Source organism: Paenibacillus allorhizosphaerae, assembly GCF_042659105.1.
Lineage (GTDB): Bacteria > Bacillota > Bacilli > Paenibacillales > NBRC-103111 > Paenibacillus_G > Paenibacillus_G allorhizosphaerae.
Map to the genome: position 1 here is coordinate 210316 of NZ_JBHSRV010000006.1, position 15241 is coordinate 225556.

Genomic DNA, 15241 nt, shown 5'->3' on the forward strand with positions numbered 1-15241 from the left:
CTCTCAGCCGCCGACCACATGAACCGGCTTGCCGGCGAGGAACGCCGCCAAGTTGGCGACCGCCGTGTCCATCAAGCGGACACGGGCTTCTTTCGTCGCCCACGCGATATGCGGGGTGACGATGCAATTCGGCAGCGCGAGCAGCGGGTTATCGGCGCGGGGCGGCTCCGCCGCCAGCACGTCGAGGCCCGCTCCCTGAATGCGCTGCTCGCGCAATGCCGCGGCCAGATCGTCCTCGACGATCAGCGGGCCGCGGGAGGTGTTGATCAGCATCGCCGTCGGCTTCATCCAGGCGATGCGTTCGCGGTTGATGAGCCCTTGCGTAGCGGGCGTGAGCGGGCAATGCAGGCTGACAACGTCCGCCTGCTGCAGCAGCTCCGGCAGCGTCACCCACTCCACCCCCTCCTCGGGAGTGGGGGCGGTGCGTCCGCTGCCGACGGCCACGACGCGCATGCCCATCGCCAGGGCGATGCGCGCGGTTTGCCGGCCGATCCGGCCGAGGCCGATCAGGCCGATCGTTTTGCCCGCGAGCTCGATGAGCGGCGCTCGCGTGAAGCAAAAGTCCGGCGAAGCGGCCCATGCGCCGGACTTCACGGCGTCATCGTGGCGGCCGACACGATGGCACAGCTCCAGCAGCAGCGCGAACACCAGCTGCGCGACGGAATAGGTGCTGTAAGACGGCACATTGGCAACCACGATGCCCCGCTTCGCGGCGGCTTCGATATCGACAATGTTGTAGCCGGTGGCCAGCACCCCGATATAGCGCAGCTTTGGCAGCTGCGCGATCGACGCCGCAGACAACGGCGTCTTGTTCGTCAGCACGATGTCGGCTTCCGATGCCCTACTGACAACCTCGTGCTCGGGCGTGCGGTCATGCAACGTGACGGTTCCCAGCTGTTCAAGCGCCGACCAGCTCAAATCGCCGGGATTCAGCGTATATCCGTCCAGAACGACGATATTCAATGCAGCTCGTCTCCTTTTCTTTTAGTAAGCATAAATCAAATTTTACCATAACGCGCTTATGTTTCAAGCGGCGTCAACCTTTTTTCCATCCGGTAAAAGCCTGGAACGGAGACATACCCGAGCTTATCCCGATTGATGCGCAGCATCGGTTCGTTCATTGAATCGTTATTCGTCCGCAAGTAGCGGGCCCCGGCTTTACGGGCAAGCCGAATCGCTTCCCGCTTGAGCGCCGTGGCGACGCCTTTGCCCCGAAAGTCCCTTTCCACACCGGTATATTCGTGATAAAAACTGTTCGTCTCCTCTTGATACAACAGATTGGCAGCGCCGACCCACCGATCCCCGGCGACAGCCAGAAGAACATGCTCCGGCGCGGCGCCCGGGAGCTCCAGCGTCCATTTGCGCCACTCCCGAAAGACGGGGGTCGATTCCCGGTATCCCGGTATGTCCGGTGTCGTGCTGCAATACAGCGCATACAGCTTTTGCTCACTTGCTTCCCCAGGAAATTGGCTCAGCGTCATAAGACGAATGCCTTGAGCCTCGAGGAAGCTTGCACCCGCATCCAACGAAGAAGCGCTCCCCCTCTTTCGCAAATCAAGCACCGACTCGAACGAGTACCGGATCTTGCGAAATCCGCGCGTTTCGGCAAACCGCAGCGCGTCCGGATCGTTATCTTTCACGGTGTAGTTGATTTGCGACGCTCCCACTTCCAGTGCCCACTGCGCCATCCTCTCGTAAAGCATGCCGCCTGCACCTTGTTTTCGAGCCTTCGGCTCTACGACAAGCGTATGATGAAGCTCCCCTGCCGGCGTCCAGGGCGCACGCCACGAAATGCCGTAGCCGACGATATGACCCTCTCTGTCCTCCGCGACCAGCTTCAAGCGGTCAAATCCGGTCAGAAACCCTGCATCGTCTTTCGTCAATTTTCCTTGAGCGGAAATTTTCGCGTTCTCGGCCTCCAGCCGCTCGGGCGTTGTCGGCTCGGACAGATGACTATTCAACACCCGCGCGATCGATCGGTAATCGTCCGGCAGCCGTACGTTTCGAATCGTATAGTTCATCGCTGCATCCCTCTTTTTACGCGTGTTATCGTTCCCATTGTGTCATCCGCCGTCTCTTTTCGATAGGGAGAAAATGATTTTACCAATTTTTCGCGCAACAAAAATGGTTGTACCGCGAAACCGATTGCGAAATAAATAGTAATAATAACTATGGCCAAAAAGTTGGAGGGGAATTTCATGTCGCATCAAGAAGACGACATCTATGAATTCGAAGAAACGTTCAGACAATTGTTTCGAAAAGTGAAGTCCAGCTGGTCCAAATTCGAAGACCAGGGCGTAACCGCCTCTCAAGCGGTTATATTGGAGAAGTTGGAGTGCGACGGACCCTTGAAAGTATCCCAGATCGCCGAGATGCTGTGGGTTACCTCGGGTGCCGTCACCTCGTTGTCAGATAAGCTGATCGCCGGCGGCTTTGCAGAACGGACAAGGTCGGAAGCAGACCGCCGCGTAGTTTACCTTCGCGTTACCGATAAAGGCCGCGAAATTTTAGCCTCGCTCAGGGCCCACCGCAAGAAGGTGGTCGAAAGTTATTTCGGCAAGCTGTCTGAGGAGGATGTCCAGCATCTGAGCCGTATTTTCAAACAAATTTTGAAGGAGACGGACTAGTTCGGACCAACTCGGCTTCCGCCCGTCCATTCGCGCTTAAAATTGTTTCGCGTATCTTATCATCATTCTGTGAACGCATTCATAGAATGATAGCATCAGATACACGAAAGGAGCGAGTGTTATGGTTGTCGAGTTTTTAATGTGGCTGACGCTCTTCGCTTCCATTACCATTGCCTTCAGCACGTTTTTGCTTGAAGCTATCATTCACGATTCTACGGCATACGACATGGAATTTTTATGGAATCATCAATATACGTTAGAAGAATTGCACTTGGATCGATAGACGTTACTTATGATTGTGCAAGAAGCCTTCGGCAGCGATGGGATCATGCGGCTGCAAAAGGCTTTTTGACAAGCGATTCAACGACTCTATGTTTCCGAAATTTCCGATGGTATCGCACGTGCGGCCATAGCTTTGGCACTTCGCGAGCGTGAAGCCTGATAGACCAGCACGAGCATCAAGGCATACAACGCAACCAGCATCCAGATCGATTGTTGAAGCGTCAAGCGGTCGAGACACCAGCCTGTAAACAGTGGAATGGTCGCCCCGCCGACGCCGCCCGAAGCGATTAATACGCTGGTTACCCGCTCTTCCAGTCCTTTAAAGAAGCTGTTCGCATAAATAAGCGCAATGGAAAACATCCCGGACAGAACGAGTCCAAGCAGCGCAATGAGCGCAAAACTGGCTACCGTTCCTTGGACCATGGCAAAGCACGCCAATACGACGCAGCCGCCGGCACAGCTGAGCAGCAAGTAAACGACATAACCGAGCCTTTCCGCCAAGCCGGCCGCAAACAATCGGCCAATCGCCATCGCTCCCCAGAAGCAGGTTCCTCCGAGCACGGCAATCTCCGGCTTCAACTGAACACTCGCGACAAGGATGGAAGGGATGAAATTGGCTATGCTCATTTCAGTGCCCACGTAGATGGCGAATACCGCAATAAATATGGCAAACATGCCTATCGGCTTATTGCGGAAAGACCGCGAATTTCCCGATGCGGAACCGGCGTCCGCTGGCTTTTGCATCATCGCATTCATCCGCCCGAGCGGTAATAGCGCCCATAAAACGATCATGGCAAGCGACAATAACCCTAGGGCAAGAAATGCGCCCCGCCACCATCCGCCGGAAATGAACAAGGAAGAGACGAGCGGCATCCCCAACGCGCCAACGCCAAAAAACACCTCGAGTCTCGTCATCACGAACGTTTTCCTGCTACCCTCCAAAAATTGAATGACCAACGCTCCGATAATCGTCTCCACCATCCCGAATCCGAAACCGGCGAAAGGCGCTACAGCCAGCACCATCGTCCAGGAAGGCAGCATGAAAAAGACAAGCTCGGCCGCGCTCAAACATCCCAGGCACAAAAACAGGGCGCCGCGTTTCCCGAGTTTTCCCGACCACCAAGGTCCAGTCAGTACGCCGATCAGGAATCCGAGAAACTGGAGCGATACTAGCTGGCCGCCGGAGCTGTAATCTTTGCCGTAAAAAGCCAGCATTTCCGGCAGCAGCGACCCCATGATGACATGCGCCAAACCGATCAATAAATACGATAAATATCCGTTCCAAAGAAAAGCTTTCATTCGCCTAACCTCTCCATTATTATCAGTTGACAGCCTCGCGTGACATTGATCGGTTGGCCGCCTTCATTTATCCATAATACAGACGAACCGGAACAGGCACAATGGCTGACGTTATACCAATCGTATATAACGGCTGCCGGCTCGAGCTGAGAGGAATGTTCATCAGTGCATTAAAAAAATGGAGCCGCCGCTTGCGGCATAAAAAAAGAACAAGGCTGCCATGCTATAGGAGCAACACCATTCACATTCGGAAAAGGAGTGCAATCTCGATGAGCCATTCAAAGCGCCGCGAAGAAAACGCGTGGAAAATTCGTAAGCAAACGCAACGACCGCACGGGAAAATCAAATCGCTTTCAGAATATGCGAACGAGTATGACGCACAACAAACCGAACTGTAATGTGAAAAGACCCCGGCAAGCCGCTCACGGCTCCGGGGTCTCCTATCGCTTACGTTTGCCGCTTTCCGCGAGCAAGTTGTTCTTGCGCCATGCGAATCATTTCCCGCACCATTGTTCCTCCGATTTGACCGCCGACTTTCCCCGCTTGCTCCGTCGTCAAATTCCCGTTCGCGCCTGGAGCTTGAAGCGGAATGCCAAGCGTGCGCGCAACCTCATATTTCACTTGGTCCGGTCTTTCCGCGTTTGTGGCATATCCTTGTTTTTTCATCACTTCCGCTTTGAACAAATCCAGCCCGTGGCCGGCACCGGGTACGACCGGTCTTCTTCTTCTGGACATAGCTTCCTACTCCTTCCGTACGTTTGATAACGGCATGCTGCGCATCGCCTTACGATTTATTATCTCTGGCTCTTCGAAACAGCCGAATGACAAAGTAAATGACCACTCCCCAAAAAATCAAACTTAGAAAAGACATTCCTCCGCCATAAGCTGTCCCGTAACCTCCACCCCCGAATAAACCGAACGGATTAAACAAACTGCCCAGCAGCGCGCCTGCTGCAAATCCGCCGAATAGCCCTCCTAAGCCGGTACCTCTGTTAGGATAGCCGGTTGCCGGGTTTGCCGGATTGGTACCGGGTGTCGTTCTGACATTGCCTGCCGGTGTTCCGGTTCTCGCACCCGCCCCCGGTGCAGGTGATGTTCTTCCTCCCGTATAAGGACGACGCCCGGAACGATAAGCGGCTTCCTGATACACGCCATCCTGAGCCGGCTGCACAGACAAAGGCCCTTGCACGACATCGGGATTTGCAGCCGGCGCCGGTGCCATATTTCCGCCCTGAACAGGCATCGGATGATCGGCATGAACCGGTACCGCTATAAGAAGAAGTAAGAGTGCCGTTAAGCAAATCATCGATAAGCGCTTCATAGCTTCCCTCCTAGTGATCGCATCCATACCTTTATTATTTGACGCCGGGCCTTTGACTATGCGCGAAAGCGGCTCGCAAACGCGCTGCATTATCCATCAGAGGCAAGATCCGCCCTGATATCATCAATCTGCCATGCGCCGGGATGCATAGGTTGATCGGAAAAAAGTCAAAACAAGAAGGGAAACTGTCGTTAGACGGTTCAAATGATCGAAGGAGGTTGAAGAATACTAATGAATTTTAGCTGCAAGCTATTGTCGGCACTCGTCCTATCGTCTGTAATCGCGGCTGCCCCGGTATGTGCGGAAAGCGGCAATCCACAAGCTCCCACGATGGGAGCAAACGGAGTGACCAGTGCCGGATCGACATCGATCAATGCAGGCTCTTCGAGCTACATTAGCGGAAACCAGGGATTCACAAGCTCGACGACTACAACGGGCTATGGAAGCACCAGCCTTTTTGGAGCGTACAATACGAATGACGATGTGCCCGTTCCAAGTTACGGAACGAATACGGCCCGAGGCAACGCACTAAGAGCGCAAAACAATTGGAACGGCTCCACGTATAACGGCAATCGGATTGTAACGCCTTATGCCACCGAACCTACAGGCCGCACCAACTGGGGATGGCTCGGGCTGCTCGGCTTGCTGGGACTTACGGGGCTGATTCGAAATCGGCGTGAAATAAAATAATCATCAGACAACCTTTTATAAGGGGAGGCCGTTTCCATGAGCGGGAAGCAAGCGTCTAAAGCACTGAAGCGCAGCTACGAACAAGTTACGGCAAATCGATACGATATTTCCGACTATAAAAGCGAAAACGAAACGTCGCGAGGCTTGGCCGAAACCCATGAGCAAATGAGCGATGCCTATGTCGCCGGAACGAATGAAGCAAACGGCGCAACCAAGGCAGGCGAGCAATCCTCCGCGTTGGTAATTCCGGCATATGTGTTCGATGAAGAAACACAGGAATAAATAGGGAATCATATCGCCGCCGATTGGTATTCACTCCATCCAACGGCGGACTTTTATTACATAAAAATAAGCATAAATAAATAGTTGTCATACTAACCGTATAGTGTTACTCTTTTGATTGAAAGAGGTGACATCATTGAGCAACGAACCGGCACGAATCCAAAAAAAAGAATTGCTGCTCATTACCGCGGTAGCATTAGGCACATTGCTCAATCCGCTTAATACAACGATGATTTCCGTTGCTTTAACCAGGCTGCAAGAAGACTTTCATCTCACCTTTGCCGATGTATCCTGGTTGATTTCTACATATTATTTGGCCAGTGCCATAGGTCAGCCCGTCATGGGCAAATGGAGCGACCTGTTCGGCCGCAAGCGCGTGTTTATGCTGGGACTGCTGCTCGTTACCGTCTCCTCCTGTCTTGCGCCTTTGTCTCCGAGCTTCGGCTGGCTCATCGGCTTCCGCATGATCCAAGCGATAGGTAGCTCCGCTATATTTCCCTCCGGTATGGGAATGATTCGCAACCAAATTACATCGAATCAGGCAAGAGCACTCGGCATACTATCCATATTTTCCAGCACCTCGGCCGCGTTCGGTCCTTCTCTGGGCGGTTTTTTGCTGCATTACGGAGATTGGCCGATGATCTTCCTATTTAATTTCCCGTTCATCGCCGGTTCTTTCGTGCTGGCCTGGAAGCTGTTCCCCCGCGACCCGAAAAAAAACGGCAGCATCGCGGATATGGACTGGTGGGGCGTGCTGTTGTTCTCGGCCATGATCTTTATGTGGCTGCTGTTTTTCCTGTCGTTCGAGGACGGAATCAGCTGGTGGAAGCTTGTCGTCAGCGTCGCGCTGTCAGTCGGGCTGTACAAGTTCGAGCTTGGAAAAAGCAAACCGTTCATCGATGTCGTGTTCTTGCGGAAAAATACGAACGTCTCGCTCATTTATGTACAATTTATTTTGACGAATGCGGTATTTTATTCGATTATGTTCGGTATGCCTTCCTACCTTCAGCGAGTGCAGCAGATGGACCCGCAGCAAACAGGACTGGTCATGCTGTCGATCGCCGGGTTCAGTGTCGTTGTCACGCCGCTTGTCGGCCGCTGGATTGACCGAAGCGGTTCTAAGCCTTCGCTGCTCGTAGGGACGTCGGCTGTCGTAATCGGAACGCTGCTGCTGTTGCTCATTCGGGATCAAGCGAGTGTCGTAACGATTTTCCTGGTGCTGTGCGTGCTTGGCATCGCCAACGGCTTCAACAACTTGGGGATGCAAACCGCACTGTACGATTTCGTATCCAAAGAAGAAACCGGCATCGCTTCAGGCCTCTTCATGACATCGCGCTTTATCGGGACGATCCTCTCGTCCAGCCTGCTGGCCGCCTTGTTCGGCAAAAACATCACCACTTCGCACCTGCACAGCATGGCATGGATCTGTGCCGCTCTCGGCGTGCTGATGCTCCTATTGACATTGCGAATGCCCGGAGCAAAGCGGCTTAGTGCAACAAAATAGCTGCTGCACTACACCGACTGCGCCGTCCGTCAACAACATCGGGGAAAAGAGGCAGCGGTCATATCGTTTGCTCCCCCTCCCCCGTATCAAACTTAAACGAAAAAGCCTCCGGAACCACTCTCATCAAGTGGAACCGGAGGCTTTATTGTTGTTGTTGTTTCAACCCGCTTGAATGATACGGACGGCTTGCTCCCGCAATAGCGCGAGTTCGCGTTCATCGGCCGCGCCGTCCGTAATGACCGCATGTATATGCGCCCAGTCCCCGACATGCGCGAACGACTGCTGTCCGAACTTGCTGAAGTCGGCGAGAACGAATACTTGATCTGCGATTTCGATCATTTTTTGCTTGATCAGCGCCTGCATCTCGTTGGACTCGCTCAATCCGCGTTGAACGTGAAGCCCTTTGCAGGAGATGAACGCCTTGTCGACATGATATGTGCGCAGCGACCGTTCTGCGAGCGGCCCGACGTACGACAACGACCGTGAGGAAAGCAAGCCCCCGGTGGAGATCACCTGCACCTTCTCCTTACCGCTCAGTTCCATCGCCACTTTAATCGAATTGGTCAGCACCGTAAGCGGCACGTCGGGCAGCGTTTGCGCCATATACCACGCGGTAGAGCTGGCATCGAGAATAATCCGGTCATTCTCCTGAATGTGGCGGACCGCTTCCTCGGCGATGATGCGCTTCTGCTCCATATTCGTCGTCTCGCGCTCCGGATAAGGAACTTCCTGCACCTGGTCCGGCTTCAAACTGATGGCGCCGCCATGGCTGCGCAGCAGTTTGCCTTCGCCCTCCAGCTTATCCAAATCCCGCCGGATCGTCTCCTCCGTCACCTGGAATATGTCGCTCAGCTCCGTCACCCGGATGCTCCCCCGTTCATTGACCAGGCTTACGATTTTATGCCATCTCTCCGCCACCAGCATACAGCTACCCCGCTTCCGAAATTCAATCGATATATTTGGCAATCGAACCTTGTTTCTTGTGTTCCCGGCCGAGCGCGTTATTCCCCGATTATGCGGCAAAACCTTTCATAAGCGCTCTGCCATGCCGCCGCTTCCTCCGGTCCATACGTCTTAAGTGGAAACGATTGCCTAATGATGCCGCGCGCCTCCTGTACATCCCGAATATAACCCAGCGCCATATATTGTACAACAATATTGCCGAGCGCACTACCTTCTGCCGGACCCGCCCAGACGGGACGGCCGATCGCATTGGCTGTAAACCGGCACAGCAGCTCGTTGTGAATGCCGCCGCCGACCATGTGCAGCCCGGCAAAACGTTTGCCGGACAGCGTCTCCGTCCGCTCGAGCACGAGCCGGTATTTCAAGGCCAAGCTTTCCAAGACACAGCGGATGATGAGTCCTTCGGTCTCGGGCGCCGGCTGGCCGGTTCGCACGCAGTAGTCGCGGATCGCTTCAGGCATGCTGACCGGATTCAGGAACGCATCGTCGTCCGGATCGATCAGGCTGTGGAACGGTTCAGCCTGCTCCGCCGCCGCGACGAGCTGCGGGAACGACAAGCTGCGTCCCGCTTTGTCCCAGGCGCGCTTGCATTCTTGCACAAGCCATAGCCCCATAATGTTCTTGAGCAGTCGATGGGTGCCGTCCACCCCGCCCTCGTTCGTGAAGTTCCACGCCAGCGCCTGCTCCGTCAGCACCGGCTGCCGGAGCTCCGTGCCGAGCAGCGACCACGTACCGCAGCTTAGGTAGGCGAAATCCGGGCTATCGGCCGGGACCGCGACGACTGCGGAAGCGGTGTCGTGCTCGCCTACCGCGATCACGGGAATCGGCGGCGCGCCTAGCTCGGAGCAGACGTCCGCCGATAACCGGCCGACCTGCGTGCCTGGCGCCGTCGGCGGGAGCAGCAGCCGCTCGGGAATGCCGAGTGCCGCAAGCAGCCCGCGATCCCACTCGCCGGTCAGCGGGTTCAACAGCTGCGTCGTCGATGCGTTCGTCGCTTCGCTGCGCATTTCTCCAGTGAGGAAGTAGCGCAGCAAATCCGGGATCATGAGCAGCTTATCCGCCTGCTCCAGCAGCACGGAGCCGCTTTGCTTCAGCGCCGCCAGCTGATAGATCGTATTAAACGGCAGAAACTGAATGCCCGTCGCTTGAAAAATGCGTTCGCGTCCAAGCCGTTCGCCGAACTGTTCCATGACGCCGTCGGTATGATGGTCGCGGTAATGGTACGGGTTGCCGAGCAGCTCGCCGCTTCGGCCGATCAGCCCGAAGTCGACGGCCCACGAATCGATGGCCAGGCTCTCGACGGCATGGCCGAGATGACCCGCCTTCAAGATGCCCTGCTTGATCTCGTGCAGCAAGCGCAATATATCCCAGTACAAGTGTTTGCCCACCTGTACCGGGTCGTTCGGGAACCGGTGAATTTCCTCCACCGTCAGCTTCGGTAGACCCCCGTCTTCCCCCGGCTCCAGCATGCCTACGATCGCGCGCCCGCTGCTCGCTCCGAGGTCAAAAGCGAGTACCTTCCGGCTCACCAGCTGGCACCGCCCTTGCCGCGCGCCAGTATGCCGCTGCCGTAACCGCTCTGCAAATACGCTTTCATCGGATCGGCCGGCAATCCCATTTCCTCCCGCAGCGCAAGCAGCAGCGGCGTCACGTCCTGCTCATACGCCTCGCGGACCGCTTGCTCGGCAGCGAGTACGTCCTGCTTCTCCTGTGCAGCCCGAACTTCATCGAGATTGATCAGCAGCGCCTTGGCATACTGCGTCTGCACATTCAGCACCGAACGCAGCATGGCCGGAATTTTCGGCTCGATGGCATGGCTTTGGTCGATCATGTAGGCGATTTGATCCGCCGTCGACCGCACGCCTGCATCCGCATCCGACGCCGCGTCGAGAATTTGGTAGAAAATCAGGAACAGCTCATACGGGTTGTGGGCGCCGACAATCAGATCGTCATCGGCATACTTGCGGCTGTTGAAGTGGAAGCCGCCGAGCTTTTGCTCATCCAGCAAGTAGGCGACGATATGCTCCACGTTCGTGCCCTGTGCGTGATGCCCCGTATCGACAAGCACTTGCGCCTGCGGTCCCAGCTTGTTCGCCATATTGAACGACATGCCCCAATCGGCGAGATCGGTATGATAAAAGGCAGGCTCGAAAAACTTGTATTCGATCAGCATCCGCATACTGGCGTCCATCGCCTGATACATTTCCGTGAGCGCCTCCAACATCCACGCTTTGCGCTTGCGGATATCGACCTGACCCGGGTAGTTCGAGCCGTCGGCGAACCACAGGCTGAGGTCGCGCGATCCGACGGTTTTGGCGATGTCCACGCACTCGAGCAAATGATCGGTCGCTTTGCGGCGAATGGCGGCGTCGGAGTTCGTCACGCTGCCGAAAATATACTCGTCTTCCTGAAACAAATTCGGGTTCACTGCGCCGATCGATACGCCGAGCTCGGCCGCATGCTTTTGCAGCTTGCTGTAGTCATCAACTTTATCCCACGGGATATGTATCGCTACGGAAGGACAAATGCCGGTCAATTTATGCACCTGGGCCGCATCCTCGAACTTCTCGAACGCGTTCCGCGGAACGCCCGCCTGCTTGAACACTTTGAAGCGCGTGCCGGAATCGCCGTATCCCCAGGAGGGCGTTTCCACCTTCAACGCTTTCAGCTTCGCCTTTACTTCGTCCAGGCGGACGCCTCTTTCGTTTTGACGTTCCTCAAACAATGCATATGCGCGGTCGTTATAGCTCATTGTATCCTTCACCCTTTACTTGTTTATTGTTGAACCAGCGGATAGCCCATAACCGACATCAAGGCGTTGGCTGCCTGCGTCGAATCCAAACGGCTGTACTGCACGATGACCGGGATGCTGCTTTCCACTTCCATGGCATAAGGCACGCCTTTGGGAATGCGCTCCCCATCCTTCGCAAGTTCGGAAGTGCGAATATGTTTCGTTCTCCGGCCTTCCAGCCGCACCTCGATCCGTTCAATCGGGGGGCGGTCTTCGAAATATACCGTAATCCATAGACGAGCGTCTTCATGATGGCAGTTGAGCACACAGATCGATTCATGACTTTCCAGCGAGCCCGTACTTTCCGGCGGAATATATCCGTCCGGAATGTACCATAGGCGGTGGCCTTTTTGTAATTCGCTCATTTGAGCAGCAGCTCCTTCCTTGAGGTTACCTTGTGAACGCCGCCGGTACGCCGCCGTCCACCGTCAGCATGCAGCCTGTCGTTTTCTCCGACTTCGACGAAGCGAAGAAAGCGATCGCATCGGCAATATCCTGCGGGTAAATGTTGACAAGCAGCGTTGTCCGTTTGCGGTAATATTCTTCCAATTGATCCGGCTGAATCCCGTAAGCGGCGGCCCGCTCGTTGCGCCAGTTGGAATTCCAAATTTGCGAGCCTTGCAGGATCGCATCCGGCAGCACCGAATTGACGCGGATGCCGTATTCGCCGCCCTCGGCCGCAATGCAGCGGGCCAAATGTACTTCGGCCGCTTTGGCGGTGCTGTAAGCTGAGGCGTTTTTCCCCGCATACACGGAATTTTTAGAGCCGACGAACACCATGTTGCCGCCGACGGCCTGCTTCTTCATGATGCGGAACGCTTCGCGCGCCACGAGAAAATAACCGGTGCCGAGCACGTTCATGTTCAGGTTCCATTCCTTCAGCGACGTTTCGTCGAATGGGCTGGATGTGGCCAATCCCGCGTTATTGACGACGATATCGACGCCGCCGTAGGCAAGCACCGTTTCGCGGAACGCCGAAGCGACTTCTTCTTCCTTCGTCACGTCGATCTTGACCGCCAGCGCCCGCATGTCTCTGTATTGCGCGTTCAACTCGGCGGCAAGCTTCTGCGCGCCTTCGATGTTCAGGTCGGCGATGACGACATGTCCGCCGTCTTTCAGGAATTGCTGCACGGTGGCGCTCCCGATGCCGCCCGCTCCGCCGGTAACGAACGCGACCTTGCGCGAAAATTCCGCTTCCGCCGGTGCGAGCGTCAGCTTGTAAAGCTCCAGCGGCCAGTACTCGACGTTGTACGATTCATTTTCGCTGAGCGAAACGAACTGCCCCAGCGTTGTCGCTCCGCGCATGACGGCGATCGCCCGGTGATACAGCTCGCCGCTGACCTGCGCCATCGCCCGGCTTTTGCCGGTGTTCAGCATCCCGATTCCCGGAATGAGAATAACGCGCGGCGACGCCTCGAACATTTCGTCTCCGTCGTTTTTGTTGCGCTCGAAATATGCTTTGTATTCTTCTTTATAGGAAGCGATGCCTTCTCTCAACGCTTGCAGCAGCGCGTCTACGTCCCCCGTCGCCGGGTTCCAATCCACGAACAACGGCTTCATCTTCGTATGTACGAGATGATCCGGACAAGCGGCGCCGACCTGCGACAGAACGGCCGCATCTTTGCTGCCCACAAACTGCAGCACGTCATCCGCATCGTCGAAAGTAACGAGCATTTTACGGCCTTCGCTTACCGCGCCGCGGGCGGCCGGCATGATTTGCGCCAAAATATCGAGACGATGATCCTTGGACAGCGCTTCGTATTTCGCGCCGCCGTAAAGCGCGCTTTCCTGCACGCGGGCTTCAATGAACGATTCCGCCTCCTGGATAATGGCAAGCGTCTTCAAGTAGCAGTCATGCGAGTTATCTGCCCAAGTGACAAGACCGTGCTTCTCCATCAGCACGAGCTCGGCTTTCGGATTGCCCTTCACGCCTTCGGCGATCATCTTCGACAGCGTAAAGCCGGGACGCACGTAAGGCACCCATACGAAACGGTCGCCGTAAATCTCCTTCGCCAGCGCTTTACCGTTATCCGCGCAGCACAAGCTGATGATCGCGTCGGGATGCGTGTGATCGACGTGCTTGAACGGCAAAAAAGCATGCAGCAGCGTCTCGATGGAAGCGCGCGGATGTTTGCCGTCGATCATGCAATGGGCCAAATACGCCACCATCTCCTCGTCGGTCATCGATTCGCGCTCGATCAACGGGCGAATGTCTTCCATTCGAAGCCCGGTGAAATTGCCGGCTTTCATCGTCGCCAGGTCGGAGCCGCTCCCCTTCACCCACATCACTTCCACTTCACGGCCGCGGAAATCCGTCTCCACCGTCTTCATCGATGTGTTGCCGCCGCCCCAGTTTGCGACGGAACGGTCGGTGCCGAGCAGATTGGAACGGTACACGAGCTCGCCTAGCCCTTTGCCCGCCTGCGCCGCCTTTTCGTTATCCCACAAATTTGCAACCACTTCTGTTTCCTCCCGATATGTTGGATTTATATGATTATGGCTTAGGTTCATCATATCATCTATCTTTGTTTTTGTATATTTATTTTTGTTTACTTCCGTTTATGCCTCGTTGAAAAAAAATACCGCTCTCCCGGCACACGGGACAACGGTATCATCGGTATCATCGGTTGGAGCTGTATACAAGCGGATCATCCGAGCTTATAAAATTTGAACGCATTGCCGCCGTATATTTTCGCTTTGTCGGCTTCACCCAGCTCTTCGGGAAGCGCCCGCTCGAGTACATCCACCACCTGATCGTAGCTTGCGGCCAGCAAGCAAACCGGCCAATCGCTTCCGAACATGACGCGATCCGTACCGAACGCCTGAACGATATGCCGCACATAGCGGACGAACTGTTCCGGCGCCCAGCTTTGCGCATCGGCTTCCGTCACCATACCCGACAGCTTGCAGAAGATGTTCGGATGCGACGCCGCCTGCGCCATTTGGGAACTCCAAGGCTCCCATTGCCCTTGGGCAATTTGCGGTTTGGCAATATGGTCGATCACGCCGCGCAGTCCGGGCACCCGTTCCAGCAGTTGAAGCACCGCAGGAAGCTGGCTGGATTTCAGCAGCAGATCTACGGGCACATCCTCGGCGGCAAAATAGCGCAATGCTTCGACGATGCCGGGTTCCAGCACGTCTTCCGCCCGCTCCATCTCCTGTATCATGACACGGAAGCCGACGAACTTCGGATGCCGTCGAAACTTCTCGAACTGCTCGCGATAGTGCGGCCCGGCAAGGTCGATCCATCCGACGACGCCGGCAATGCGATCCGAGCGATCCGCCAGCTCGAGCATAAACTCCATATCGCCCAGCGTCGGCGCGGCTTGGACGACAATCGATTTGTCGATGCCGTTCGCATCCAGATGAGCTTCCAAATCTTCCGGCAAAAAATCGCGGTAAATCGCCGTCATGTCAGGCGATATCCAGCCGTAGTCGCCACGGTCCAAACGCCAAAAATGCTGATGCGAGTCGATTCTCAT

17 protein-coding genes are annotated in these 15241 nt (G+C 55.6%); 6 read left to right on the forward strand and 11 right to left on the reverse strand.

Annotated features, from left to right (window positions below; genetic code table 11):
• Positions 1 to 3: 3 nt before the first annotated feature.
• The gene (locus ACFQI7_RS22390; RefSeq protein ID WP_218102859.1) at positions 4 to 963 is read right to left on the reverse strand and encodes a D-2-hydroxyacid dehydrogenase; all 960 of its coding nucleotides are present in this window, start codon (positions 961 to 963) and stop codon (positions 4 to 6) included.
• Positions 964 to 1019: 56 nt separating this feature from the next.
• On the reverse strand, positions 1020 to 2021 hold the full coding sequence (locus ACFQI7_RS22395; RefSeq protein ID WP_218102858.1) for a GNAT family N-acetyltransferase: 1002 nt from the start codon (positions 2019 to 2021) through the stop codon (positions 1020 to 1022).
• A gap of 177 nt (positions 2022 to 2198) precedes the next feature.
• On the opposite strand from ACFQI7_RS22395, the gene ACFQI7_RS22400 reads away from it, so the two are divergent.
• Positions 2199 to 2627, forward strand: coding sequence for a MarR family winged helix-turn-helix transcriptional regulator (locus ACFQI7_RS22400; RefSeq protein ID WP_218102857.1), 429 nt, complete (start codon positions 2199 to 2201; stop codon positions 2625 to 2627).
• A gap of 121 nt (positions 2628 to 2748) precedes the next feature.
• Positions 2749 to 2910 (forward strand): hypothetical protein, encoded by a 162-nt coding sequence (locus ACFQI7_RS22405; protein WP_218102856.1) that lies wholly within the window; start codon positions 2749 to 2751, stop codon positions 2908 to 2910.
• An 86-nt stretch (positions 2911 to 2996) separates the two neighbouring features.
• Here the strand turns inward: ACFQI7_RS22405 and ACFQI7_RS22410 are convergent, their stop codons facing one another.
• Positions 2997 to 4208 (reverse strand): MFS transporter, encoded by a 1212-nt coding sequence (locus ACFQI7_RS22410; protein ID WP_218102854.1) that lies wholly within the window; start codon positions 4206 to 4208, stop codon positions 2997 to 2999.
• Positions 4209 to 4477: 269 nt separating this feature from the next.
• On the opposite strand from ACFQI7_RS22410, the gene ACFQI7_RS22415 reads away from it, so the two are divergent.
• Positions 4478 to 4606, forward strand: coding sequence for a DUF6254 family protein (locus tag ACFQI7_RS22415; RefSeq protein WP_230415649.1), 129 nt, complete (start codon positions 4478 to 4480; stop codon positions 4604 to 4606).
• A gap of 49 nt (positions 4607 to 4655) precedes the next feature.
• Here the strand turns inward: ACFQI7_RS22415 and ACFQI7_RS22420 are convergent, their stop codons facing one another.
• The gene (locus ACFQI7_RS22420) at positions 4656 to 4943 is read right to left on the reverse strand and encodes an alpha/beta-type small acid-soluble spore protein (RefSeq protein WP_218102853.1); all 288 of its coding nucleotides are present in this window, start codon (positions 4941 to 4943) and stop codon (positions 4656 to 4658) included.
• 49 nt (positions 4944 to 4992) lie between these two features.
• The gene (locus ACFQI7_RS22425; protein WP_218102852.1) at positions 4993 to 5529 is read right to left on the reverse strand and encodes a hypothetical protein; all 537 of its coding nucleotides are present in this window, start codon (positions 5527 to 5529) and stop codon (positions 4993 to 4995) included.
• Positions 5530 to 5760: 231 nt separating this feature from the next.
• On the opposite strand from ACFQI7_RS22425, the gene ACFQI7_RS22430 reads away from it, so the two are divergent.
• The 3 genes from ACFQI7_RS22430 (at position 5761) to ACFQI7_RS22440 (ending at position 8005) form a co-directional block, all read left to right on the forward strand.
• A complete protein-coding gene (locus tag ACFQI7_RS22430; protein ID WP_218102851.1) occupies positions 5761 to 6219 on the forward strand; it encodes a WGxxGxxG-CTERM domain-containing protein in 459 nt (152 codons plus the stop codon).
• A gap of 36 nt (positions 6220 to 6255) precedes the next feature.
• Positions 6256 to 6501, forward strand: coding sequence for a YozQ family protein (locus ACFQI7_RS22435; RefSeq protein ID WP_218102850.1), 246 nt, complete (start codon positions 6256 to 6258; stop codon positions 6499 to 6501).
• 136 nt (positions 6502 to 6637) lie between these two features.
• Positions 6638 to 8005, forward strand: a complete 1368-nt coding sequence (locus tag ACFQI7_RS22440) for an MFS transporter (protein WP_218102849.1) — start codon at positions 6638 to 6640, stop codon at positions 8003 to 8005.
• A 159-nt stretch (positions 8006 to 8164) separates the two neighbouring features.
• Here the strand turns inward: ACFQI7_RS22440 and ACFQI7_RS22445 are convergent, their stop codons facing one another.
• From ACFQI7_RS22445 to ACFQI7_RS22470, 6 genes are all read right to left on the reverse strand, one after another.
• Positions 8165 to 8929 carry a DeoR/GlpR family DNA-binding transcription regulator gene (locus ACFQI7_RS22445; RefSeq protein ID WP_218102848.1) on the reverse strand — a complete coding sequence of 255 codons (765 nt, stop codon included), beginning with the start codon at positions 8927 to 8929 and terminating at the stop codon, positions 8165 to 8167.
• Positions 8930 to 9006: 77 nt separating this feature from the next.
• Complete coding sequence (gene rhaB / locus ACFQI7_RS22450) at positions 9007 to 10497, reverse strand: rhamnulokinase (RefSeq protein WP_218102847.1); 1491 nt, start codon at positions 10495 to 10497, stop codon at positions 9007 to 9009.
• Positions 10494 to 11720, reverse strand: a complete 1227-nt coding sequence (gene rhaI, locus ACFQI7_RS22455; protein WP_218102846.1) for an L-rhamnose isomerase — start codon at positions 11718 to 11720, stop codon at positions 10494 to 10496. Before rhaI ends, rhaB begins: the two co-directional genes overlap by 4 nt.
• A gap of 23 nt (positions 11721 to 11743) precedes the next feature.
• On the reverse strand, positions 11744 to 12124 hold the full coding sequence (locus tag ACFQI7_RS22460) for a sensory rhodopsin transducer (RefSeq protein WP_218102845.1): 381 nt from the start codon (positions 12122 to 12124) through the stop codon (positions 11744 to 11746).
• A gap of 25 nt (positions 12125 to 12149) precedes the next feature.
• The gene (locus ACFQI7_RS22465; protein WP_218102844.1) at positions 12150 to 14219 is read right to left on the reverse strand and encodes a bifunctional aldolase/short-chain dehydrogenase; all 2070 of its coding nucleotides are present in this window, start codon (positions 14217 to 14219) and stop codon (positions 12150 to 12152) included.
• A 188-nt stretch (positions 14220 to 14407) separates the two neighbouring features.
• On the reverse strand, positions 14408 to 15241 hold the full coding sequence (locus tag ACFQI7_RS22470) for an amidohydrolase family protein (RefSeq protein WP_218102843.1): 834 nt from the start codon (positions 15239 to 15241) through the stop codon (positions 14408 to 14410).